This window comes from Lactiplantibacillus pingfangensis, assembly GCF_005404945.1.
GTDB classification, from domain to species: Bacteria; Bacillota; Bacilli; order Lactobacillales; family Lactobacillaceae; genus Lactiplantibacillus; species Lactiplantibacillus pingfangensis.
The window spans coordinates 57,251-81,724 of record NZ_BJDG01000011.1 but is presented as its reverse complement, the minus strand read 5'-3'; the positions used below and the strand labels follow the sequence as shown (position 1 = coordinate 81,724).

Annotated in this window: 20 protein-coding genes and 1 pseudogene; 1 reads left to right on the top strand and 20 read right to left on the bottom strand. The window is 45.4% G+C overall.

All coding sequences use genetic code 11. The features are described 5' to 3' along the window. Nucleotides 1–73: 73 nt before the first annotated feature. From FFM74_RS06840 to rpsO, 5 genes and pseudogenes are all read right to left on the bottom strand, one after another. Nucleotides 74–994 carry a hypothetical protein gene (locus FFM74_RS06840; protein WP_137625885.1) on the bottom strand — a complete coding sequence of 307 codons (921 nt, stop codon included), beginning with the start codon at nucleotides 992–994 and terminating at the stop codon, nucleotides 74–76. A 65-nt stretch (nucleotides 995–1,059) separates the two neighbouring features. Beyond that, entirely contained in the window at nucleotides 1,060–2,784 is a 1,725-nt protein-coding gene (locus FFM74_RS06835; RefSeq protein ID WP_137625884.1) for a ribonuclease J, read from the bottom strand. 15 nt (nucleotides 2,785–2,799) lie between these two features. Next, a complete protein-coding gene (gene dapA, locus FFM74_RS06830; protein WP_137625883.1) occupies nucleotides 2,800–3,675 on the bottom strand; it encodes a 4-hydroxy-tetrahydrodipicolinate synthase in 876 nt (291 codons plus the stop codon). A 129-nt stretch (nucleotides 3,676–3,804) separates the two neighbouring features. After that, nucleotides 3,805–4,991: pseudogene (locus tag FFM74_RS06825) on the bottom strand (MFS transporter). Nucleotides 4,992–5,140: 149 nt separating this feature from the next. Continuing rightward, complete coding sequence (gene rpsO / locus FFM74_RS06820; protein ID WP_137625882.1) at nucleotides 5,141–5,410, bottom strand: 30S ribosomal protein S15; 270 nt, start codon at nucleotides 5,408–5,410, stop codon at nucleotides 5,141–5,143. A 227-nt stretch (nucleotides 5,411–5,637) separates the two neighbouring features. On the opposite strand from rpsO, the gene rpsT reads away from it, so the two are divergent. Further along, entirely contained in the window at nucleotides 5,638–5,892 is a 255-nt protein-coding gene (gene rpsT / locus FFM74_RS06815) for a 30S ribosomal protein S20 (protein ID WP_137625881.1), read from the top strand. A gap of 162 nt (nucleotides 5,893–6,054) precedes the next feature. Here rpsT and holA read toward each other — a convergent pair whose 3' ends face one another. The 15 genes from holA to lpdA form a co-directional block, all read right to left on the bottom strand. After that, nucleotides 6,055–7,098, bottom strand: coding sequence for a DNA polymerase III subunit delta (holA, locus tag FFM74_RS06810; protein WP_171000672.1), 1,044 nt, complete (start codon nucleotides 7,096–7,098; stop codon nucleotides 6,055–6,057). Then, complete coding sequence (locus FFM74_RS06805) at nucleotides 7,076–9,292, bottom strand: DNA internalization-related competence protein ComEC/Rec2 (protein ID WP_223877186.1); 2,217 nt, start codon at nucleotides 9,290–9,292, stop codon at nucleotides 7,076–7,078. The genes holA and FFM74_RS06805 overlap by 23 nt, the downstream gene beginning before the upstream one ends. A gap of 54 nt (nucleotides 9,293–9,346) precedes the next feature. After that, nucleotides 9,347–9,832 carry a ComE operon protein 2 gene (locus FFM74_RS06800; RefSeq protein ID WP_137625878.1) on the bottom strand — a complete coding sequence of 162 codons (486 nt, stop codon included), beginning with the start codon at nucleotides 9,830–9,832 and terminating at the stop codon, nucleotides 9,347–9,349. A gap of 52 nt (nucleotides 9,833–9,884) precedes the next feature. Then, nucleotides 9,885–10,589, bottom strand: coding sequence for a helix-hairpin-helix domain-containing protein (locus FFM74_RS06795; protein WP_137625877.1), 705 nt, complete (start codon nucleotides 10,587–10,589; stop codon nucleotides 9,885–9,887). Between the two features lie 95 nt (nucleotides 10,590–10,684). Next, nucleotides 10,685–11,728: a SepM family pheromone-processing serine protease gene (locus tag FFM74_RS06790; RefSeq protein ID WP_137625876.1), complete on the bottom strand. Its 1,044-nt coding sequence runs from the start codon at nucleotides 11,726–11,728 to the stop codon at nucleotides 10,685–10,687. Further along, nucleotides 11,728–12,213 (bottom strand): pantetheine-phosphate adenylyltransferase, encoded by a 486-nt coding sequence (coaD, locus tag FFM74_RS06785; RefSeq protein ID WP_137625875.1) that lies wholly within the window; start codon nucleotides 12,211–12,213, stop codon nucleotides 11,728–11,730. The genes FFM74_RS06790 and coaD overlap by 1 nt, the downstream gene beginning before the upstream one ends. Further along, nucleotides 12,210–12,779 carry a 16S rRNA (guanine(966)-N(2))-methyltransferase RsmD gene (rsmD, locus tag FFM74_RS06780; protein WP_137625874.1) on the bottom strand — a complete coding sequence of 190 codons (570 nt, stop codon included), beginning with the start codon at nucleotides 12,777–12,779 and terminating at the stop codon, nucleotides 12,210–12,212. Before rsmD ends, coaD begins: the two co-directional genes overlap by 4 nt. 16 nt (nucleotides 12,780–12,795) lie before the next feature. Beyond that, complete coding sequence (locus FFM74_RS06775) at nucleotides 12,796–13,092, bottom strand: YlbG family protein (RefSeq protein WP_137625873.1); 297 nt, start codon at nucleotides 13,090–13,092, stop codon at nucleotides 12,796–12,798. 447 nt (nucleotides 13,093–13,539) lie between these two features. Then, nucleotides 13,540–16,971 (bottom strand): pyruvate carboxylase, encoded by a 3,432-nt coding sequence (locus tag FFM74_RS06770; RefSeq protein WP_137625872.1) that lies wholly within the window; start codon nucleotides 16,969–16,971, stop codon nucleotides 13,540–13,542. Between the two features lie 31 nt (nucleotides 16,972–17,002). Further along, the gene (locus FFM74_RS06765) at nucleotides 17,003–18,169 is read right to left on the bottom strand and encodes an FtsW/RodA/SpoVE family cell cycle protein (protein ID WP_137625871.1); all 1,167 of its coding nucleotides are present in this window, start codon (nucleotides 18,167–18,169) and stop codon (nucleotides 17,003–17,005) included. Nucleotides 18,170–18,794: 625 nt separating this feature from the next. Beyond that, on the bottom strand, nucleotides 18,795–20,633 hold the full coding sequence (typA, locus tag FFM74_RS06760; protein ID WP_137625870.1) for a translational GTPase TypA: 1,839 nt from the start codon (nucleotides 20,631–20,633) through the stop codon (nucleotides 18,795–18,797). 189 nt (nucleotides 20,634–20,822) lie between these two features. Then, the gene (locus tag FFM74_RS06755; RefSeq protein ID WP_223877185.1) at nucleotides 20,823–21,599 is read right to left on the bottom strand and encodes an inositol monophosphatase family protein; all 777 of its coding nucleotides are present in this window, start codon (nucleotides 21,597–21,599) and stop codon (nucleotides 20,823–20,825) included. A 9-nt stretch (nucleotides 21,600–21,608) separates the two neighbouring features. Further along, nucleotides 21,609–21,899, bottom strand: a complete 291-nt coding sequence (locus tag FFM74_RS06750; protein ID WP_137625869.1) for a UPF0223 family protein — start codon at nucleotides 21,897–21,899, stop codon at nucleotides 21,609–21,611. Beyond that, nucleotides 21,880–22,821, bottom strand: coding sequence for a Rossmann-fold NAD(P)-binding domain-containing protein (locus FFM74_RS06745; protein ID WP_137625868.1), 942 nt, complete (start codon nucleotides 22,819–22,821; stop codon nucleotides 21,880–21,882). Before FFM74_RS06745 ends, FFM74_RS06750 begins: the two co-directional genes overlap by 20 nt. Nucleotides 22,822–23,054: 233 nt before the next feature. Then, nucleotides 23,055–24,467 carry a dihydrolipoyl dehydrogenase gene (lpdA, locus tag FFM74_RS06740; protein WP_137625867.1) on the bottom strand — a complete coding sequence of 471 codons (1,413 nt, stop codon included), beginning with the start codon at nucleotides 24,465–24,467 and terminating at the stop codon, nucleotides 23,055–23,057. Between the last annotated feature and the right edge of the window lie 7 nt (nucleotides 24,468–24,474).

Sequence of the window (24,474 nt, the reverse complement as noted above, 5' to 3'; positions counted from 1 at the left end):
AGTAGGCTCTGGTTTGTAAACAGATATTATTCAAAAAATTGAATTTTTGTAAGAAAAACCTTATTGCTTTCAATTATTCGGCCAATTCAAGATTCAATTCTTGAATTTTTTGTTGGCAATCCAGCATTTTTTGCGCGGAAACAGTTAAATTTGGGGAAAGTGTTCCCGTTTGACTAGCAATCAGCAGTTCGACCCATTTTTGACTGTTTGTCACAATTTTTTCAGGATCCGGATATAAATACATTAATTGTAATGACAGCAAGCCTTGTAAACTTTCATACAGACTGACATCTTGCTGTGCCAAACGTCGCTGTAGCTCCTGCTGTGTCGCTTGACTCACGCGATCTGTCCCCATGACTGGCAATTGTGCGGGAATCACGCTGCGCTGCTTCTGATCAAACCAGACGACACTCACCTTGTCAGCCACAGCGAGTCCCTTTAAGGTGTACAACACCTCTACTCTTGAGAGTTGATGTAAAAATGGATCGACGAGCAAGAATTTGGCGGCAATTAAATATTTGGCATAAGTCAGGTGTTTCGCGGCGGCCAATCGTGAAATCTGTGCCGGAACTGGTAATTCTGAAAGATGATAGAACTGTTTCATCGTGGCCGTTAACGTTTGTGCCATGGTCGTCTCGGCATCCTGCTCCGCACTTAAAATCTGCCGCTTAGTGGCTTCAAGCCACTCTGGGGCGGTCTGTGCTCGCAGCTGTGCGGATAACCGTGCTTGAATAAATTGCTGACTCTGACAAAGGCAACTAATCAGGCGACTCGCCGTCTCATCAGTGGCAAGATAGCGGGACTCGTATTCTAAGGCGAGCGAACTCGCCTGCTGAAAATTCTGAGTCTCACAAAGCGCGGTCACCAACTGTAAATTCAAATCATAATTTTGAGTCTGTTGGTACGCTGCTTCAAATGCACTCGCTGCCGTTGACCACTCGCCGTTGGCCGCCGCCGTTTGACCGGCTGCAATTAATTGATCGGTCGTTTGCACAAACTCATCTCCTGTCGCGTGTGTGACAAAAAAAGTCGGGGATATCCCGACTTTTTAACGCAAATTTAAGCTTCATCTTCGGTTTCAGTTGAATCCGACTTCGTCTTCTTGGTATGGCGCCGATGATGCTGATTAACTTCCATGATCACTGGCAGAATCACTGGATGACGCTTAGTTTGATCCCACAAATAGTGGTTCAACTTTTCACGCACAGCTTGTTTCAAGTGCCCCCAATCGAATTCCTTGTTATCTAAATTCGATTGGACGGTCTCCTTAACTAATTCCGCACTCTCCTGCATCAAATCTTTGCTGGTTTTAACATAAACAAACCCACGAGAAGTGATCTTAGGTGTTGAAATAATTTTTTTCTTCTTACGGTCAATTGTGACAACAGCCACAAAAATACCGTCTTCAGATAAAATTTTCCGATCTCGTAACACAATATTACCAATGTCACCGACACCGATTCCGTCAATCATCGTATCGCCAATTTCGACCGAACCTGCGAGGTGCATGTCATCACCGTCATAGACATATTGATCACCCTTGGCCGTGATAAAGATATGATCCGCTGGAATACCGACTTCTTTAGCAAACTCAGCGTGTGATTCCAATAACCGATACTCGCCTTGAATTGGCATGAAGTATTTCGGTTTCATCAGATTCATCATCAACTGTAGGTCACGTTTAGTCGCATGTCCCGAAGAATTCATTTCATCCGCGATGGCTTTCACATCCGCCCCCGCACGATAAATCATATCACGCGTTTTGGCGACAACCGTTTCCATTGAGTGGGATGGCGTGGTTGTGATAAACACGAGATCACCAGCTTCAATATTCACTTTGCCTTCTTGCTTATTTGACATCCGTTGTAATGCCTTGATTGGTTCACCCATCCGCCCCGTTTGCAAAATAACGACTTGGGAAGGATCGAGTTTTTCAATTGAGGCCAATGGAACGACGACATCATCTGGCATCCGCAACTTTTTCAATTTCAGTGCCGTGTTAATAATACTTTCAACGTCACCGGGCATTAGGGCAACCTTACGACCGGACTTAGCTGCGGCATCCAAAACTTGTTGAATTCGCAAAATATTCGACGCAACGGAAGCAACGATGATCCGCCCATTATGATACTTGAAGGTTTCTAAAACATACGAGGCAATTTCATGTTCACTGACAGGTTGGTCAAAATTCTCCGAGTTAGCGGAATCGCTTAAAAGCGCCAGCACACCCTTAGAACCAATTTCGGCCAAGCGGGCAAAATCAGTTTGATAGCCAGCTGTCGCCGTCGGATCAAACTTGAAATCACCCGTATAGACAATCTGCCCAGCATCCGTCTGCAAAACAATTCCCATGGAATCTGGGATTGAATGCGTTGTGCGGAAAAACGAAGCAGTGACATTGCCAAAATCAATTTCGGTCTTTTCATCTACAATATGAAAATCAGTAAAGTCTTTGGCTTTCGGATCTTTTTGTAATTGAATTTTTGCTAATTCAATCGTCAATTCGGAACCAAATACTGGCACATTAAATTCGTTTAAAAAGTATGGTAAGGCACCAATCGCGTCGGCATGACCATGCGTCAAAAAGACGCCAACAATGCGTTCAGCATTTTCTCGCAAATAACTGAAATCTGGAATGACGATATCAATTCCCAATAACTCATTTTCCGGATACTTCAACCCGCAATCTAAAATATAGATGTCCCCATCGACTTCGACTGCGTACATATTTTTACCGTTTTCACGGACCCCACCAATCGGGGTAATTTGAACTTTAGAACTCAATTATTTCACCTTGATTCATTTAATATTAAGAGTGGCATACAATTTAGTTTGTTGTGCATCATTCAAAGGTAAGATTGGTAACCGTGGATCGCCAACCAGTTGCCCCAAATGATTTAATGCTGCTTTAACTGGTGATGGCGAAGGCGCACTAAACAGTGCCGCCATTTTAGGCGTTAAATCACGTTGGTATTTAGCCGCCTTGGCAATTTCACCTTTGGCAACTGCTTGAAACATCGCTGTCATCTCATCGCCATAAATGTGACTAGCAACAGAAATGACCCCAGCACCACCAATTTCTTTAGCAGCTAAGCTCTGTGAATCCTCACCGGTGTACACGAGAAAATCAGCCGGCGCATTTTCAACAATTGCGCCATATTCTTCCATCGAAGTACATTGTTTAATGCCGATGATGTTCGGATTCTGAGCCAAATCCAAGACGGTATCGACAGCCATCTTAACAATGACCCGCCCAGGAATATTATAAATAATCACGGGTAAGCCACCCTGATCAGCAACCGCGGTAAAGTGCGCCAACATACCGGCTTGATCTGGCTTATTGTAGTAAGGAACTACGACTAAGGCAGCATCAATACCCTTAATTTGACTCGCCTTTTGCGTAAACGCAATTGTCGCCGCGGTGCTGTTAGAACCAGTTCCGGCAATAATTGGGACCCGGCCGGCAACAATTTCAGCTGCTTTGCTGAGTAACGCCAACTTTTCCGTCTCGGTTAGTGTGGGCGCCTCACCCGTCGTACCACCAACAAGTAAGCCTTGTGTCCCATGTACCAATAAATGCTCAATCAGGCTCTTTAAACGTTCATCATCGACTTGCTGTTGATCATTAAAAGGTGTCACCATTGCAGTCATTAAGTCAACATTGTTAAAGTTCATGAATTAAAACTCCTTATTTATAAAATTTTTACAAGTATTTTCATACTTGAGCCGAATAAATAACTCTCTTCAGTTTACCACATTTTAAACTAAAGCAATAGCTTGGCCATTCAACACGGTAACCCGCGATCAGCGGCGCCGTTGCAACCTAAAATAACTCACCCAAAGTCCGAGAACTATGGCCTCCAAACAAGCCGTCACTAAAAAGATCGGTTGATAGCCCCAGTGATTCGCAATCGCGGCGGCCAACAGTGGCCCAACCACATTGCCGGTCGATTGGGCGGATTGATTTAGACTAAAGACGCGACCAAAAGCTGCCCTTGGCACGTGCTCAATGGTTAATACTTGAATCGCTGGTAGCAAAGCAGCATCAGCAATTCCCAAGATAAACCGCAAGAGACCCAATTGCCAAATTTCAACCACAAAACTCGTCAACACCAGATTCACAATGGCTAAACTCAAGAAAATGATTAAGCAGCGTGTTGCACCTATCTGATCCAACCAGCGACCGACACGATTCGCCATTAAAATGGTCGCAAATCCCGGTGCTGCCGCCACTAACCCGGTCATCAAGACAATTTGACTGTGTTCAGTAACGAGTTGGCCCACAAACAAGCTCAAAATCGGCGTAATTGCATTCGTCGTCGCTTGAATGACCAGCAACGATGAAAACAAGGCAAGCAAAAACGGCAGCCCAATTTGGCGTAGTACTGGCCACAGCGGCGGCAACGCTTCACGCTCAACGGGAGTTACCGCTTCAGTCACACCCCACCAAGTTAACCCAAAAACTAGTCCCATTAATAATCCGGTCACGAAAAACGCGCCTCGATAGCCAACACTAGTCGCTAACAGGCCGCCAAGTAGCGGTCCTAACAAAGTTCCAGTGATGCTCCCGGTAATGAGTTTGCTCAATTGCTGACCACGCATTGCCACCGGCGTCGTGAGTGAGACTAAGGCATTAGCATTATTAATATACCCTGAAAAAGCCCCTTGTAATGCGCGCAAGCCTAACAAGACTGTCACATTTGGCGCCAGACCAACGCCAATGATCGTCAGGGTCATCACGCCGGATGCGCGCAGACACACCCTTTCAAATCAGCCAAGCGTCCCCAGAGCGGCGAAACGAGGGCCTTACTCACATATGTAATTGCGAATGCCGCGGCCGCTAACCCATTGAGCTGCGGCGTCGTAAATTCGCCTAAAGTTTGAATATACAACACAATAAATGGCAAGGTCATTGCATTGCCCAACTCCGTAATTAAACTACCAAACCATAGAATTTTAAAATTACGCCGTAAATTGATTACCACGATCAACACATGCTCCTTCACTAACTGCTTTTGTTTTACAGTATAGCGAACAACCGTTTGCCTATGGTCAATTTTTTGTATCGTTTGTGTAACGCTGCTTTAAAAAAATTTACAAAAAAAGAGCCACCCGAAGGTAGTTCTTCTGAAAATCATTATTAACGACGAAGACCAAGATTTTGGATCAAATCACGGTAACGGTTAACATCTTCCTTACGCAAGTATGCTAATAAGTTACGACGATGACCAATCTTCTTCATCAACCCACGTTGTGAGTGGAAGTCTTTCTTGTGAACACGTAAATGTTCGTTTAATTCGTTGATGTCTTCAGTCAAAACTGCAACTTGAACCTCAACTGAACCAGTATCGCCTTCGTGACGGCCATATTTGTTAATAAGTTCCGTCTTTTTTTCGCGTGAAATTGCCATGTGTATCAACCACCTTTCGAATAATTGCCCCAAACTGAGTAAGTCGCTGGTGGTGCGCGATAAACTAAGTAAAGGGTTGCTGAACACTTGATATAGTCTAGCAAAGACGCGGTCGAAAAGCAAGCCTTAGAACATATCAAGTCAAATTACTTTACACATAACAGTTGCAATCAGGCCGGGGCTTATGTATAATAGCATTTGTTGAAAAAATGATGGAGGTGAATCTGATGCCAATTATCAAATCCGCTATTGAACGCGTGAAAACAAACAATAAAGCAAATGCTCGTAACACCACTCAAATGAGTGCGATGCGGACTGCTGTTAAAAAATTCGAAACTGCTAAAACTGCCGGCGCTGACAACGTCGATGATTTATACTTAGCAGCCGTTAGTGCTGTTGACAAAGCAGCTTCTAAAGGGCTTATCAAACGCAATAAGGCTTCTCGTGACAAGTCACGTATGGCTGCACGTTACGCTAAGTAACAAGCACTTCCAACTCCCAAGCATTCGCTTAGGAGTTTTTTTGTTGCTTCCATAATTACTGCTGGCAACTGCAAACAGGACGACCGTGTTTTTCAAGCGGTCGTCCTGTTATTTTCAGATTAGTCAACTCACGATATTGTCGTCCGACCGTCGCCCTAAAAACTAAGCACGACTGCCGACTGCTTTGCGCTCATTGACAAATTGAACCATAAACAATTCAAATAACAATTCCGGATCACGTTGGGTAGTCTTCATTTGCACTTCAGTCTGTAGCAATCCCAAATAAGCCGCCCGCAACGTTTCTTGATTAAATTGCCGGACAACTTGCATGGCCAGCTTGACTCGGTACGGATGAACCTTAAGTGTGCTTGCCAAACTCCCCTGACTGTAGCCAGCCCGTTCTAAAATTTTCACTTGCAATAATAACCGGAATTGGCCTAACAAAATGGCATTGATTTTCAGCGGTGCCTCTTGCGCCGCTACTAACTCGTGATAAAGCTCAACTGCCGCTTGCGTTTGATATCTCAACACATCATTGACCAAGTCAAAAACATTTTGCGTTAACGATTTGGTCACCAACGCGTTGACTGCGGCGAGGTCAATTTGCTGCGACTGTGCCGCGTAAATCATCAATTTAGGCAATTGGGCCATAATTAACCCGAGTTGGCCATCCGTTCGATTCAGTAGTTCTTGAAAAGCTGCCGGCTCAATCGTGATCTTTTTTGCCTGTAAGGCTTGTTGAACATAGGCTTGGGTCTCTCGTTCAGAAACCTGATTCACTTCTACGATCGTGGCCTGTTTTTTTAACGATTTAACTAATTTTTTTCGGGCATCTAATTTTTCATAAGGTGCCATCAAGACTAAAATCGTTGCTGGTTCGGGTTGATCAAAATAAGTTTGCAAAGCGTCTAAATCATGATCAATTTTATTTTTCTGGTGCTCGCCCGTCAAAAAATAAGGATGATTGATAAAGACTAAGCGCCGTTCACCAAAGAAAGGTGCCGACATCGCATCGTCCAACGCCACCGCGACCGGCGTCGTTTCCATATCATAACTGCCGACATTCATCGTCCGTTCTTCACTCGGAATCACTTGGATCAACTGTTGCTTAAGTTGATCGGCCAAATAGTCCACCGTGCCCAAAACAACGTAAATTGAAGCCAAATTTCGTGCTTTGATTGCCTTAATGGCCTGCTGTACGTTGATAAAAATTACCTTCCTTCAAATAAGTTGTCCAATGACCGGACTGCCCACCACCAAATTGATACGTAATCATACCTTGTAAGGCTGTCGAATACGTCTGGATGTGTTGTGTTCGCAACGTCGTGAGCGTTTCAGCATTCGGATGACCATAACGATTATGGCGACCAACGGACAAGATACCACGTTGAACACCCAATTGTTGCAAAGCTTCTGGATCGGACGCCGTCTTGCTACCATGATGTCCTAATTTTAACACATCCACCTTTAGGGTCGGATAGCGCGTCACGATTGCGCGCTCACCCGCACGGTCCAAATCACCGGTAAACATAAAGCGTTGCCCACCAAATCGACCCGTTAGGACCAACGAATCTTCATTTTCAGCTTTGCCTGGCTTAAATGGATGGACCGCCATTAAGCCATCCGCAAAGCGTTGGCCAGCCAGTGCTTCACGAACGACCGGTTTACCAATCGCAGGCCGCAATAAGTGTTGAAACTTCGGTAATGCTGCCATTCCTGCTGGAACCACGATTTGTCGCACCTTGATTAACTGTAATAATCTTCCAAGATCGCCCATGTGATCAACATCTTTGTGTGATAAATAAATCGTATCAATCTTTGCAATTCCTAGCTGATGTAATAGTGGCAGCGTGATTGTCTCAACTCGTGCCCGTGGTGTTGTCCCTTGCTGCCAGCCCGGGCGTGGAAATTGCAACCGTCCCCCGGTATCAATCAAACTGACCGACCGATTAAAAGGTTGGCGAATTAAAATTGAATCGCCTTGACCAATATCAATAAATTGGATTGCTCCTTGCCATGGCCAGTGGAGGCTGATGATCATGCCAGCGTAAACTAACGCTAACTTGACCGCTAACCGCTTAGTCGGACGACGCAATAACCAAAGTGTCATTAAACCAATCAACCAGCCTAGCCAAGCTGGCGGCTGACCAATCGTCAATAACCCCGGCAGTGTGCCAACCCAATTAATACCGGTTTGAAAAAGTGACAGTCCCCAGTCGCACCATGTCGCTATCGCGGTGGAGACAAACCCGAGACTAGCGCCAATTAAGGTCAGTGGTAATAAAACCCACGTAAAAATCGGTGCAACGAGTAAGCTCGCCATAATCGTCAACAAGTGCCACTGTGAGGTGGCTAACAGGATGACCGGTAAACTCAGTAATTGAATCCAAATTGCCAACCGCCATGCTGGCATGGCCGGCAATAAAATCAACAGTAAGGCCAAGCCATAGCTGAGCTGCCCACCTAATTGCATCAAGACTAGCGGATTTTGCCAGATTCCTAGCAACAAGGCCACACTCCAACCTGCTAGCGCACTTTGGGCCTTCCCGGTAATCAGTTGCCAACCGATGGACAACATCACGGTGACCACTGCCCGTTTAAGACTATCGGCACCACCACCAAGAATTAAATAGCATGGTAGCAGCCCTAATAGCCAGCAATCAATTGCTGGTCGGCTAAGGTGACAGCGAATTAACCCCCACCGCAACAAACCAATTAACAAAATAACATGCATGCCCGACAGACTGAACAAATATAATAATCCCAGTTGCTGAACACCACTCATCGCCGCCCGAAAGGTTGACGGACGTGAACCAATCAATAAACTGGTCGCATAAAGCTGCAAGGTTTTTGGCAAGCGCTCAGCCGCTTGACTGAACTGCTTACGCCAATGATGTACACAATCCACCAATTGCCAGCCAGTTGACCGTTGAGCCGGCAGGATTTGTCGAACCGTACTCAGGGTCAATTGTCGCTGGATGCCCTGACTACGATAATAATTAGGCGCATTAAATTGACCTGGATTAGTTGGCGGTGGAATGGGCGTCAATTCCCCGGTGACTTGCCATTTTGTGCGCAGTTGCAACTGCTCTAACCGACGTTTTTCGGGTTCATTGGACAACCGGCCATAGCTGATTAACCGACCGTATGGGCTGTCAGCAATCAATTGATACTGTCCACCATTAACGTTGATCTGATCAGGTTGAACGGTCAGTATCGTGCTAATTGTCCGGGGCTGTTCACGTTGAACTTGGGCAAACCTCGCATTTTGAAAGCTCAGCCAGCTCCCCAGTACCACAAGCGTCAGCAAATTCAAAATTAAGCTAACACGATGTTTTAAGCAAATTAGCCGTGCAAGCCAAACTAACAACAAAATAGCGGCGAGCCACTGTTTTCCCACTAACCAACTACTCAGTAAACCACCACTGATGGCAGCAAAGAATAACGCGCGCAATTACTGACGATTTAATAAAATCTGATCCAACCCTAATTTATCGAGGTCGGTCTGGTCAAATACCACCTGTTGTAGTGCCACTTGTTTCCGCTCAATTAATGACATGGCATACGCGTCATTGTGATAATTACGTAAATAATGAATCTTAGTAATTCCAGCTTGCAGTAACATTTTAGTGCATTGCAAGCAAGGAAAATCAGTCACATAAATTTCGGCACCATCCGTCGCCGCACCAAACTTGGCGCACTGTAAAATGGCATTCATTTCTGCATGAATCGTTCGCACACAGTGACCATCGACTAAATAGCAGCCTTCATCAATACAATGAACATCGCCAGAGACTGAGCCGTTGTAACCACCGGCAATAATCCGTTTGTCACGCACAATGGTTGCCCCGACTGATAGCCGTTCACAAGTGCTCCGTGTCGATAGTAAGACCGCCTGCATCATAAAATACTGATCCCAAGGAATTCGTTGATCTTTCATTATTTTGCCTCGCTTTCAATGACAGTAGTATACCAAATTGTGGCGCCGACGACTAGACAGTCAGCTGATCTTGAAATTTGGCCAGCGTCTTATCGCCAAAGCCCCCAACTTTTTTGAGCTCAGCCACACTCTTAAAACCGCCATGCTCATTTCGAAAAGCAATAATCTTTTCGGCTTTCTTTTGACCAACACCGGCGAGCTTTTGCAATGCCGCCACATCCGCGGTATTCAAATTAATCTTACCTTTGGCTCCCGTCGTCTTTGACCCAGCTTTGGGGGTACCGCCAGCAGTCGTTGCGGTCTCGGGCTGACTCGTCGCAGCTGGGGCAGCGATTGCCGGCAGCTGTTCGCCCTTCACTGGGACATAAATCACTTGTTGATCGACAACTTTAGCCGCTAAATTAACTTGGCGCTGATCCGCTTGCGGCAATAGCCCTTTCGCTAATTCAATCGCATCCGCCACCCGCATTGCAGCGGTCACACGATACAATCCTGGCTGTTTCACGGCACCTTTAACATCAACATAAATTGGCCCGCTCACACTTTCCTTAAGTACGCTGGGCTGACTACGCTTCGTCACACTGGTCCGTGATGCCTGACTAGTTGTCGTAGCAGCCGTCTCAATTGATGCCGCAGTGACAGGTGGGCGCATTAACGCCACGAGGACAACCAGACCCAAGCCTAACATGGCAACACTTGCAAGAATAATCGACATTAACCGATGTGAGTTGACCCAAGTTAACAGTTCATTACCCATTAAACGCTCCCCCCTAACACTGATCAATTACGCAAGCGGACGGCGCAACTCACTTTTCAATTGCAAAAAAAGGCTGTGACAATTGTCACAACCTGCTAATGTGTCGCTAAATATTTTATCGCTTGGTTAAATGAACTTACTGGGACCACTTTCATGGACGGCGCATATTTTTTAGCCGTCGCCTTTGCCAGTTGATAATTCGTCTGGTGATCTTCTTCCAATGCTAGCAACGCCTTGGTTGGCTTGACATAGGGAGCAAAGAAAATTGTGGCACCAGCGTTTTTGGCAGCGATAATTTTCTTATCAATCCCACCAATTTCGCCGACAGACCCATCCGGATTAATTGTCCCAGTGCCCGCAATCTGACGCCCTTTTCGCAAATTTTGATTGGTTAATTGCTGATAAATTTGCAAACTAAACATCAAGCCGGCAGAGGGCCCACCGATGGCCCCTGGATCCACCTTGACCGGAATTTTGGTCGTGACTTTCACATTATCGGTCAGCCCGACACCAATGCCGGCCCGTTTCGTCGATAATTTAATCAATGGTGCACTGGCCTGTTTCGTTTGACCATTGTGCTGATACGTGATCGTCACTTGATGACCGACACCTTGACTTGCAATATAGTTCTGATAACCTTGGGCAGTCGTAAAATGATGACCATCCACCTTCGTAATCGTATCGCCAACTTTAACGGCTTGCTTAAATTTTGACTTTGATTGAACTTCTAAGACATAAATGCCGCGATAAGTCTTCTGATAACTCGCATGTGCGGCTGAATAGGCGGTCGCAATCGCTTCATTAATCGCACTTTTCATATAGAAGTTTTGAACCTTATCATAAGTCGCATTATCTTGACCGCCATTGACCTCAGCTTCACTCACAACCGAATAATGTGGATTAACTTGGGCATACAGCCAAGTAATCGGCCGTGCGGGAGCAAGCATCACAGAAGTTAACATAAACTTTCCAGAACGGCGATCGGCATGACCTTTGATTTTGACAAAGCTTTTCAAATTGTTGGCGCTGCCAGGGCCTTCGATATAATACGGCAATGGCACATAGCACAACGCCAAAACGGCGATTAACGCAACAATCGCCCACCAATAACGTCGTAGCACTGATTTAATTTTCGACATTACTCACGTTCCTTTAAGCGCTGCGCCAACTGCTGAGCAACGGCATCCGGCACATAGGCACTGACATCCGCCCCCATCTTCGCGACTTCCTTGATCAAGCTTGAAGAAAAATAAGCATATGGCGGACGCGCTAACAAACAGACCGTTTCAATTGTCGGCTTTAAAGACTGATTCATCCAAGCAATGTCCCGTTCATAACCAAAATCCTGTTCATTTCGCAGGCCACGAACTAAAACCGTCGCGTGTTGGGCGGCCATAAAATCGACCGTCAACCCGGTAGCCGCTTGCACGCGGACATTCGGTAATGACGCTACTTCGGCTTCAATCAACTGAACTTTTTCTGTCTTCGAAAAAAGCGCTTGCTTGCTCGTATTCGTCATGACCGCGACAATCAACTCATCAAACAAGTGGCTGGCCCGCTCAATCAGATCTAAATGCCCCCGTGTAACGGGATCAAAACTACCTGGAAAGACTGCAATGGTCATGCTTCTGCCTCCGCTGTCATTTTTTGGTAAATCGTTAAATAAGTAATGCCGTAGTTTTGCCGCCGAATCAACTTGAAGCCAGGAATCTCATCGGGCAAGTCTGCGTTGGCATCTGTTTCACAAATAATATGACAACCAACCGTTAATAATCCCAGTGAGTCACATTTAAGGATATCCTTAACAATTTGTTGTTTGGCATATGGCGGGTCCAAAAAGACCCAGTCAAATTGCTCATTCTTGAAAGCCAATTGGTCGAGTACCCGTTTGGCGTCCCCTTTGATAATCTCAAAGCGCTCTGGTGCCTTAGTGACTGCCACATTATCCTTGATTGTTTTGATTGCCTGATACTGGCGATCAATCAAGACTGCGTGCGCAACCCCACGTGAAACTGCTTCAATACTCAAGCCACCGCTACCAGCAAACAAATCCAACGACCGACCGCCATCAAAATAGGGGCCGATAATATTAAATAACGCTTCCTTAATTTTATCGGTTGTCGGTCTCGTCTGCATACCAGGAACGGCTTTTAACCGCCGACCACCAAAATCTCCTGCTACAATTCGCATCTCTTAGTCACCAACTTTAATCTTCATCATCAACTGGCACGCCAGTCTGGGGCTTAAAGAAGCCCTTATCAACCCGTTCACCAAAGTTCATATCAATATCTGGCCGGTAAGACGGCTCGACTCGGCGAACAAAATTTAATTTTTTTAGTTTGGCCATCGTTGGCCGAACTTGTGCTTCATCCATGTAAATAATGACGTAATGTTCTTGGCGTGATTGGTATTGAATCACCCCGTAACGCTTCAACTGTCTAATCTGCTTCATCGAATGCAAATAAACAATTATCGAACGTCGTGGTTTGACTTGAAATTCCATCGAATAGCCACCTCTTTTACTTTCTATCTTTTTTAAATGTTAGGCTAGATAGCGGCGTACGTCAAGGTTTAGTCTTCGATCGTAAGTGTCAAGTCTTTCTCGGTTTTCTCTAAATTCATTATCGAGTGGCTTGATTTCCGCCTGCCGGGGGCTAGAGACGTGCATTATTTTGAACCATACCAGCAAGCCAAAATAATTAACCAGATGCCAACTGAATTAATCAGCGTTTAAGCGTTGAAAGCGAAAAATAGTCGTGAACAGCAACCATATCAGCAATGATTGCGCCTAAACTAAACTAGCAGTGAGTGCTCTGTCAGGATTATTGTGCAATGCTAGGCAGCCCCAACTGGCGGAAGCGAAAGCTGTAATAAGGTTGTTTGACCCTGATCGTGTCGTCAAAAAAAGTGCCTGAACCAGTTAGCCAGTTCAGACACTTCTCATTAAACGCTATTTAGGGGTGATTTCAAGCAATAAATCATCCGTTTGAATGACGTCACCCGCATTGACATACGTGTGTTCAATCACACCATCTTCTGGTGCTTGAATCGTCGTTTCCATCTTCATCGCTTCAGTGACCAACAATGGTTGGCCTTTCTTAACGGTGTCACCCTTCTTAACGAGGAGTTTCAAGACCGAACCACTCATCGTCGCCCCAACTTCATTTTCGTTAGTTGGTTCCGCTTTTCTGGTGCTGGCGGCGGTTTGATGGACAGAATTATCCTTGACTGTGATCTCTTGATTTTGACCATTGATACTGAAGTATAAGGTCCGAATCCCATCAACATCAGGTTCACTGATTTGATTCAATTTGACGATCATCGTCTTACCTCTTGCCAAGTCAATATTGACAGTTTCGCCTAATCGCATGCCTTGGAAGAAAGTTGGCGTATCTAATAATGACACATGACCATATTGTTTATGCTGAACTTGGTAATCCAAGAAGACTTTTGGATATAAGATATAGCTTAAAACTTCTTGGACTGATGGTTCATGGCCAATTTTTGGTGCTAATTCCGTCTTAGTGGCGGCAAAATCCGCTGGCTTGGCTAATGAGCCCGGACGGACGGTCAAGCCAGGACGTCCCTTCAAAATGATTTTTTGTAACTTCTTCGGGAAGCCACCAACTGGTTGACCAATATTACCGGCAAAGAAGTTGATCACTGATTCAGGGAAGTCTAACTTTTCACCATGGTCGTAAACATCATCTGGGGTCAAATTATTTTCAATCATGAACAAGGCCATATCGCCAACCACTTTAGAACTTGGTGTGACCTTGATAATATCCCCAAACATGTCATTGACGGTCGCATACATCTCTTTAACTTCTTCCCAACGATCGCCTAAGCCTAACGCTTTAGCTTGTTGTTGTAAGTTCGAGTATTGACCACCCGGCATTTGGGTTTGGTAAATATCAGTCTGCGGACCAGTCATCCCATTCGAGAAGTCTTGGTAGTAAGGCCGAATACCTTGCCAGTAACGATTGATGGTCTCGACGTGTTCAATATCAACCGCTGGCTGCCGATCGTTATGCGCTAGTGCATAATACAACGAGCTCATTGATGGTTGACTGGTCGTCCCTGATAAGGCACTGGCAGCCACATCCACGACATCGACACCGGCATCCACTGCCCGCGCGTAGGTAAAAATACCATTACCCGTCGTGTCATGGGTATGCAAATGAACCGGCACATCCAACGCATCTTTTAAGGTTGCGACTAACTCATAAGCGGCTTCTGGCTTCAAAACCCCGGCCATATCCTTAATTGAAATAATGTCAGACCCAACGGACTGTAGATCCAAAGCCAGTTGCTTGTAGTAATCAAGGGAATACTTTTTCCGCTCAGGATCCATAATGTCACCAGTGTAACAAATGGTCCCTTCAGCAATCTTCCCGGTTTCCTTGACGGCTTGGATACTCTTTTCCATCTGTGGCACCCAGTTCAAACTGTCAAAAATTCGGAACACATCAATCCCACTCTTGGCCGACTCTAAAATAAATTCACGAATCACGTTATCCGGATAGTTTTGATAACCAACCGCGTTACTGCCACGGAATAACATCTGGAACAACGTTCTTGGCATCGCCGTCCGTAACTTCCGTAGCCGATCCCAAGGGTTTTCATTCAAGAAACGATAGGCCACATCAAAAGTAGCACCGCCCCACATTTCATATGAGAACAGTTCTGGTAAAGCCTTTTGTGAGGCTTCCGCGACCGCTAACATATCTTTCGTCCGCATCCGCGTCGCAAACAAGCTTTGATGTGCGTCCCGCATCGTTGTATCGGTCAGTAACACTTCTTTTTTAGCTAACAACCAGCTTTGTAACCCACTGACCCCTTGTTCGTCCAGCACGTCTTTCGCCGTAACAATCTTATTATTGATTGGGGCAAAGTCATCTTTGAATTCCACATCGGGATAGTATTTTTTAGAATGTTGGGCCACATCTGGGAACCCATTAACTGTCGTATTCCCGATATACTTCAACATTTTGTCTTCTTGTTGCGTATCATCTGGGAAGTTGAACAATTCCGGCGTTAAATCAATAAACCGGGTATTCGCTTCGCCTGCTTGGAACGTTGGATGATCAATCACGTTCAACATAAACGGAATATTGGTTTTGACGCCACGAATATCAAATTCAACGAGTACCCGCCGCATCTTGTGTACCGCGGCCTTAAAGTTACGTGCCACTACACAGGCCTTAACCAATAATGAGTCAAAGTACGGCGTCACCACTGCCCCAGAGTACGTATTGCCGGCGTCCAAACGTACCCCATTACCACCGGGTGAACGATAAGTTTCAATCCGACCTGTATCTGGCATAAAGTCGTTGGCTGGGTCTTCAGTCGTGACCCGACATTGAATCGCGGCACCTTTATACGTCATGGCATCTTGGTGTGGCAAGTGCAAATCTTCAAATAAGTCGCCGCCCATGGCAATCTTTAATTGCGCATGAACGATATCGATTTCAGTAATCATTTCAGTAACCGTGTGCTCAACTTGAACACGGGGGTTCACTTCCATAAAGTAAAATTGATCCCCTTCGACCAAAAATTCAACCGTGGCGGCATTTAAGTAATGGACATGTTTCATTAACCGAACTGCGGCGTCACAAATTCGTTGCCGTAATTCAATTGACAAAGCTACCGCCGGGGCAAATTCAATCACCTTCTGGTTTCGGCGTTGCACCGAACAGTCACGTTCGAATAAGTGCAAAATATTATCATGCGAGTCCCCTAAAATCTGGACCTCAATGTGTTTCGGATGGGCAATGAATTTTTCTAAGTAAATTTCGTCATCACCAAAGGATTGCATCGCTTCCGAACGGGCACGGTCAAACGCTTCTTGTAATTCGGAAGCTTCATGAACGATGCGCATCCCACGACCACCACCACCCATGGCGGCCTTAATCATAATTGGAAAACCATACTTTTTAGTAAATTGCAGGGCTTCATTCAAACTAGTAACGGGGTGCGTCGTACTTGGAATCGTCGCGACACCAGCATCGGCCGCAACTTGTTTGGCAGTGATTTTATCACCGAACATTTCCAATTGTTCCGGCGTTGGCCCAACGAAGGTTAACCCTTCTTCTGCACAACGACGGGCAAAAGTCGCATTTTCAGATAGGAAGCCATAGCCTGGATGAATGGCATCAACCTGGTTTTCTTTGGCAATGCGAATGATGTCTTCGATATCTAAATAAGCTGCAATTGGTGCGAGGCCTTCACCGACTAAGTACGCTTCATCAGCCTTAAAACGGTGAACGGAAAATTCATCTTCTTTGGCGTAAATTGCCACGGTCTGTAGGCCTAATTCATGACAAGCCCGGATAACCCGCGTCGCAATTTCACCACGGTTAGCAATTAATACTTTTTTCACCAGAAACCCCTCATTTCGAAATTAGATTGACTTAACTCTCCTGACGAACTGTGGTCGCTCGCGCGATTTTTTCCATCGAACTGACATTGAGCACCAGCCCAAGCGAAAGCGTGAGGACCATCATACTGGAACCGCCGTAACTGACAAATGGAAAAGTCACCCCCGTAATCGGGATCAAGCCGACGATACCGCCAACATTAATAAATGTCTGAATGGTCAAATAAGCAGCCACTCCGTAACAAATCAACGTATTAAACGTGTTATTCGACCGCACACCAATATAAATTGTCCGACCAATGATCACGAGTAATAATCCCATTACTAGCAAAACGCCCAGCAAACCGAGCTCTTCTGCTGTAATCGACATAATGAAATCAGTGTTAGGTTCTGGTAAATAGCCGCGCTTTTGCAAGCTATTTCCAATTCCCACACCGGTCAAACCACCATTTGAAATGGCATAATATGAATTCACCAATTGTGTCCCGGCACCAGAAGCCGTTTTAAACGGATTTAAGAAGCCTAGAAAACGTCGCAATTGATACGAATTCGCTAACACACTTTGAGGAAGATGGCTCATCATGGGCACTAAGACCCATTCGAATCCGACAACCGCGGTTGCAAAGATGCCGACCCCAAAGAGGTAAGACATCCCACTTGCAAATAAAATCACGGTTGCAATCGCCATATTGATTGTGGCGCCCCCAATATCGGGCTGAATTACAATGAGTAAGATCATTGCCCCTAACATGATTAGTTGCGCGGTTAAATCACGTAACTTAGCGAAACCCAAGCGCTGTTCGCGCTGCGCAATCATCATGGAAAGGTACACAATCAAGTAAAACTTACAAAACTCGGCCGGCTGAATGGACATCGGTCCTAAGGTAATCCAACCAGCAGCCCCATTGATGGACTTCCCAAACACGCGCAGGAGAATCAGCACACCAATCATCGCGAAGCCTAACCAGCCCCACGGTCGCGCACGTTTGAAATAATCAATCTTTAAGTTCATCACAAACAAGCTGATCCCAATACCCCCAACGACCCACACAAATTGGCGAATCAAATAGCTCGTTGGTGATGAGCCACTACCTGCTGCGACATACGAACTTGCAGAATAAACCATGACGATCCCAATACCACTTAAAATGAGGTATGGGACAAAGAGGACATAGTCCATGTTGTGCATTTTTTTTGACATGATCGTCAATCCCACCTTAACTAATCTGAGTCATTAAACCATTTTTCGCTGGCTCATTCTATAAAAGTTCGCTTGCAGTAATTATAGCATAGTCGCAATTACCGCAACCTGTGAAATGGTTAATTTGTCTGGCCTTTTTAAACTTTTTTAACGAAAACTTGCGCCAACTAATCTGTGGTTCAATCACCGCTCAGTTAGACCAGATCAAACATGATTCAGCCAGCATCATTCTGACGAATTAATTGTGTAAATTTATTCCAAGGCCGATTTTTGGGGGTGATTGATTCGAAAAAGACAATTTAAAATTTAACCCGGCAAAAAACGTCAGTACAACTGTATTGGCGTTATTTTGAGTGGCTCACTATCGAGCTGCAGGTGACGAGGCAGGACATTTGCTGTATCGGTGGCGTTAGCGCAAGGGCTTGGCGCTTACACCACGGGCGTCTTTCAAGACTTGCTTTTCAGGCTTGAAAGCGAAGTCCCAGACCGCTCCTCAGGCTGGGGCCGGCCCCCACAGCTAATGGTATGCCTCGTCACCGAAAGCGGACAAATTTGAGTGATCTCCCAAACTAAAAAAAGCACGATCTCATCATGAGATCGTACTTCCATTGAAACGATTGGCAGCTTATTTAGCCATCTTGCGTTTCTTAGCTTCTTTTTCACGTGAACTCGTATTCAGAATCGTCTTACGTAAACGGACGTGTTCTGGCGTAATTTCACAATATTCATCACTATTCAAGAATTCCAATGATTCTTCAAGCGTCAAATGGGTTGGCGTCTTGATTGTCGCAGTCAAATCCTTGTTTGATGAACGAACGTTGGTCATGTTCTTACCTTTAGTGATATTAACTGAAATATCATTTTCACGGCTATTTTGACCAACAATCATCCCTTCATACACATCGGTACCTGGGTCGACAAAGATCGTCCCACGTTCTTCGATACCCATAGTTGCATAAGTCGTTGTCTTACCTTGGTTAATTGAAACTAAAGCACCGTTACGACGACCAGGGTTCCAGTTCTTGATCACTGGCGCATACTTAGCATAGGTATGGTTCATAATCCCATAACCACGCGTTAATGATAAGAATTCAGTCGAATAACCGATCAACCCACGTGATGGTGCCAAGAAAGTCAAACGAGTCTGACCATTCCCAGTACTCTCCATGTTCTTCATTTCACCTTTACGTTGTGACAAGGTATCAATAATTGCACCGGTATATTCGTCAGGCGTATCAATCTGAACAGATTCAAATGGTTCGCTCCGAACACCTTCAACGTCGCGGTAAATAACTTCTGGACGAGATGCTTGTAATTCGTAACCTTCACGCCGTAACGTTTCGATTAAGATTGACAAATGCAATTCCCCACGGCCAGAAACAACCCATGATCCGGGTTCGTCAGTATCTTCAACCCGTAATGACACATCGGTTTCCAATTCTGACTTCAAACGTAATTCCAATTGGCGCGCAGTCACAAATTTACCTTCTTTACCGGCAAATGGTGATGAGTTCGTCCCAAAGGTCATTTGTAAGGTTGGTTCGTCAATCCGTAAGATTGGCAAAGCTTCTGGGTTACTTGAATCAGCAACCGTTTCACCAACGTTAATATCTTCCATCCCAGAAACGGCAACTAAGTCACCGGCATGGGCTTCATTGATTTCCAAACGTTGTAAACCGAAGAACCCAAACAACTTAGTGACCCGGAAGTTCTTCTTGCTACCATCAAGCTTCATGACAGCAACACTGTCACCAACTTTGATTGTTCCACGGAAGACCCGGCCAATCCCAACACGACCAACGTAATCATTATAATCAAGTAAAGCAACTTGGAATTGTAATGATTCGTCAGAGTTGTCAATTGGGGCTGGAATCGTCTTGATAATCGTATCAAAGACAGGTTTCATCGTATGTTCTTGCTTAGCAGGGTCTGATTCGTAACTTGAAGTCCCGTTCAAAGCTGATACATAGACAACTGGGAAGTCTAATTGAGATTCATCCGCACCTAATTCAATGAATAGGTCCAAGACTTCGTCAACGACTTCTTCAGGACGAGCACCTGGGCGGTCAATTTTGTTGATCACAACGATTGGTGTCAAATGTTGTTCCAAAGCCTTTTTCAAAACGAAACGGGTTTGGGGCATCGTTCCTTCAAAAGCATCAACAACTAACAAGACCCCATCGACCATGCGCATGATTCGTTCAACTTCGCCACCGAAGTCAGCATGTCCTGGTGTATCCAAAATGTTAATTTGTTTGTCGCCATAACGTACGGCCGTATTCTTAGAAAGGATCGTGATACCGCGTTCCTTTTCAATGGCATTAGTGTCCATCGCCCGATCATCAATCTGGACGTGTTCATCTAAGGTATCCGATTGTTTAAGCATTTCGTTAACTAAGGTTGTTTTACCGTGGTCAACGTGGGCAATAATGGCAATGTTGCGGATATCATCTCTAAATTTCAAAATTGATCTTCCTTTCATCCTTCAAAAATTCTAACTATCCAATTGATAGCAGAAATCTTACATATATTAATACAATCTGGCATTACTATCAAGTGACAGGTGCGCCTTGACTGACGCGTAACGCCGTTTTCATCGGCTTTCATCAATTGGCATAAAAAAACTGTGACGGATGGGTCACAGTCACACCGTTCATCTGACGATTGTCAAAATAGCACGTTGCGCACTTTTAGTCGCTATTAGTACAGCACCAGATGATAACATATTTACGGGCTCGCCGTCAACTTGTGAAACGGCCAACCCTAACGTTTCAGCCAACACTCGCCCGGCGGCAAAATCCCATGGGCGTAAATAAGACAAGTAACCGACCAGTTCACCAGCCAAGACTTGACTGATTTGAATCCCAGCGCTGCCCATGATGCGCGGGCCTAAACTCGCATGTGCAATGGCTTGCATCTGATAACGGTCGTGAATCAACAGTGGCCCGCTGGCCCCAAACAACCCATCGGTCAGATCAAGATCCGCTGGTGCCGGTAATGGGTTACCATTAACCGTCACCCCTAAGTCAGGACCGCCGGCAAATAGCCGATCAGCCATCACATCATAAATGTAACCAAGCGTTGGCACACCGTCAATGTAGTACCCAATCATCATGGCAAAATGATTACGCTGATGCACGAAATTCATCGTGCCGTCAATTGGGTCAACGATCCAGACATGCCCGCTCATTGACGTCACCGTATCACCTAAACCCTCTTCACCGAGAATCTTGGCTTGCGAGTCCAACCGTCTAAGTTCATGAACTAAAAAATGCTCGTTGCTCTTATCAACATTGGTAACTAAGTCTTTGCGGCTCGTTTTTTCAGCCACCGTTAATTGGGTGCCCATTTGCGCCAAGACTTGTTGTCGTGCCCGCTGGAGGACCACTTGTACGGCGTCATTTAATTGTTGTAATGCTTTGTTCCCCACAATCTTCACCTAGCTTCGATATTGAAAACGTTGTTTGTTAGTTGTTTGCGCCGCCTGCATCGTTTTATAAATGCTTAAGCCAGAGGCAGCTTCAAACGCCCGGCCAAGTTGTTTCTCTTCCGATTTTGCGGTGACAATCGTTTTGAAGTCACGATAGGCCGCTAATAAGTCGGCCGTTGGCACACTGCTATCATTGGCCGCCTCAATTTTTTCATAAAAGCTGCTGACCGTAATAATTTCAGCCGTGGTCCACGCGTCATTCAGTGGATATTGATAATTTTCAGGCCTGTTCATCGTCATTTTGCTCAAACTCCCCTGCTTCAACGCGATCTAAATCGTGGCGAACCTCACCAGCAATTTCCGCGTATTCTTTTTGTTCCTCATCCGATAAAACCATGTCAGCCAAGCGCTTGATCCCATTGGCACTAATCAAGACTGGCGAAGATAATCCGACCAACTGATCTTCGGTCGTCGCTTGCACATTAGTCACCGTTCCAATAAATGGCGCTTGGTCATAAAAGGCCCGTAAGACTTGTACTAATGCTAACACACTCAACGTTTGATTGGTAACGATTGCGGGTTCGTCAATCCGTTCTTGATCTGCGCCCATTTCATTGGCACCAAAACTAATATCTTGATTCGCCAAATAGGTCAAAACCGGTGCCGGACCGATATAAGAGCGACTCCACGAAATCAAATGTTCACGCGCCGTACCAACGACAAAGGCGTGCACATCATTGGCACCGACACTCAATTGGTCTTGTAAGAGTCGCTCAAGCAGGCGACTTTGTGGCAAAGTCCCCAATCCGAGCACGCGTTGATGATCGACACCGCTAAAACGGGCAGCTAAAACGCTTAACACGGCATCATTGCTGCCAGTCAAGACTAATTTGCCGTTAAAGCCGGCTGCCATCGCGGCATTAATAAACTGCCGAAACAGTGGTAAGGTGGCCCGCAAATCGGCGGCAACGTCTCTGTCAGCCGCTAACGGCACTAAATTACCGATAATCAGAGTATCGGCTTGAGAATAATCGGGTTTTGCTGGCGTCTGGATGGTGAAATGACGACAGGCAGAACTCGCAGTGATCAATGATTGATAACGCGGTGTTTCGTCGGCCTCAGTGGCAACGATCAAGTTCAATGGCAAATCTTGCGCCATTGCAATTAAAATGAGTTGTTGTACGAATTCAAATAAGCCACGAATAATAACTGTATTGTTCATGAAATTTCTCCCCACTTTCGCTAATAATTGTACCCGAGCTGTCAACTTATTCAAGTAAAGTTTAAGTAAATCTTGAGTTTTTGCTGACCGTTTTCCTCGGCAATTGGCTGATGAAAGTCTCCGGTTTATGTAGACACATGGTCGTCCCGACTAGTGTGACTGACCATGTGCAAAACAAAAGTTTGAGACCGTTAAGCCTCAAACTTCTGAAGATACTCTTTAATTAATCACGCTTAGATATGCGTTGGATAACCCATCGCAACATCAGCAGCTTCTTGGACAACTTCGCCCAAGGTTGGATGTGGATGAATCGTCAAAGCTAAATCTTCAACGTTCAAGCTGCCATTAACGGCAACACTCAATTCAGAAATCAAGTCACTGGCACCAGGACCAGCAATTTGAGCCCCGACAATCGTGCCTTCATCCTTCGTTGAAACCAAACGGAAGAAGCCTTCCATCGAGTTCAATGAAATCGCACGACCATTCCCGGCAAATGGGAACTTCGATGCGGTTACACTCAAGCCAGTCTTTTCGGCCTCAGCCTTCGTCATACCAACCGTTGCCAATTCAGGATCTGTAAAGCAGACCGCTGGAACTGAGACATAATCATTAGCCGTCTTTTTGCCGCTGATGGCACCAGCCGCAACTTTACCTTCTGCGAAGGCCTTGTGTGCCAATGCTGGTCCAGCAACAATATCACCGATTGCAAAGATATCTTGTGCAGCAGTCCGACCTTGTTGATCAACTTCAATCAAGCCACGGTCTGTCAATTTGACATCCGTGTATTCCAGACCCATGTCATCGGTATTTGGCCGCCGACCAACGGTAACCATACAATAATCTGCACGGACTGATTCTTCTTTACCGTCGACTTCATAAGTCACCGTGACACCGCTATCATCTTGTTCAGAGTTTTTAGCCATGGCATTGGTTACGATCGTCACACCTTTATCTTTGAAACTCTTCAAGACCAATTTGACCATGTCTTTTTCAAAGTTTGGCAAGATTTGTGGTGTACCTTCAAGAATCGTCACATGGGCGCCGAGGTTAGCATAGGCACCAGCTAATTCAGAGCCGATGTAACCGCCACCGATAACAACTAATTCCTTTGGGACTTCTGGTAAATTCAAGCCACCGGTCGAGTCAACCACGCGACCATTAAACTTAAAGCCAGGAATTTCAACGGGACGAGAACCTGAGGCAATAATCAAATGTTTGAATTTATAAGTTTGGCCGGTATGGTCGCCATTCATCACACGTAACGTGTGATTATCGTGCATGTAGGCCTCCCCTTCAACGACTTCAACTTTATGCTTCTTTAATAACATTTTAACCCCGCCAGTTAAGCGGTCAACGACTTGATGATCTTTCCAATCTTGTGTCGTTTTAAAATCTAAGACTGGGTCTTGAATGTTCTTGATCCCAAAGATTTTACTATCTTTGACTTCTTGGAGCCGGTGACCGGCACTAATCAAGGCTTTTGATGGAATACAGCCCACGTTCAAGCAAACCCCACCAACGTATTCTTTTTCAATCACAGTCACTTTTTGACCAAGTTCAGCGGCCCGAATTGCAGCAACATAGCCACCAGGACCCGCACCAATGATCATTGTATCGCGTTCTTCAGCAAAATCTCCTACAACCATTCTGACC

Excerpts from the sequence above, each read along its gene's own strand:
- dapA (WP_137625883.1), bottom strand. The coding sequence starts at position 3,675 with ATGAACTTTAACAATGTTGACTTAATGACTGCAATGGTGACACCTTTT.
- rpsO (WP_137625882.1), bottom strand. The coding sequence starts at position 5,410 with ATGGCAATTTCACGCGAAAAAAAGACGGAACTTATTAACAAATATGGC.
- rpsT (WP_137625881.1), top strand. The coding sequence starts at position 5,638 with ATGCCAATTATCAAATCCGCTATTGAACGCGTGAAAACAAACAATAAA.
- FFM74_RS06800 (WP_137625878.1), bottom strand. The coding sequence starts at position 9,832 with ATGAAAGATCAACGAATTCCTTGGGATCAGTATTTTATGATGCAGGCG.
- FFM74_RS06795 (WP_137625877.1), bottom strand. The coding sequence starts at position 10,589 with ATGGGTAATGAACTGTTAACTTGGGTCAACTCACATCGGTTAATGTCG.
- FFM74_RS06790 (WP_137625876.1), bottom strand. The coding sequence starts at position 11,728 with ATGTCGAAAATTAAATCAGTGCTACGACGTTATTGGTGGGCGATTGTT.
- coaD (WP_137625875.1), bottom strand. The coding sequence starts at position 12,213 with ATGACCATTGCAGTCTTTCCAGGTAGTTTTGATCCCGTTACACGGGGG.
- rsmD (WP_137625874.1), bottom strand. The coding sequence starts at position 12,779 with ATGCGAATTGTAGCAGGAGATTTTGGTGGTCGGCGGTTAAAAGCCGTT.
- FFM74_RS06775 (WP_137625873.1), bottom strand. The coding sequence starts at position 13,092 with ATGGAATTTCAAGTCAAACCACGACGTTCGATAATTGTTTATTTGCAT.
- FFM74_RS06765 (WP_137625871.1), bottom strand. The coding sequence starts at position 18,169 with ATGTCAAAAAAAATGCACAACATGGACTATGTCCTCTTTGTCCCATAC.
- FFM74_RS06750 (WP_137625869.1), bottom strand. The coding sequence starts at position 21,899 with ATGACGATGAACAGGCCTGAAAATTATCAATATCCACTGAATGACGCG.
- FFM74_RS06745 (WP_137625868.1), bottom strand. The coding sequence starts at position 22,821 with ATGAACAATACAGTTATTATTCGTGGCTTATTTGAATTCGTACAACAA.
- lpdA (WP_137625867.1), bottom strand. The coding sequence starts at position 24,467 with ATGGTTGTAGGAGATTTTGCTGAAGAACGCGATACAATGATCATTGGT.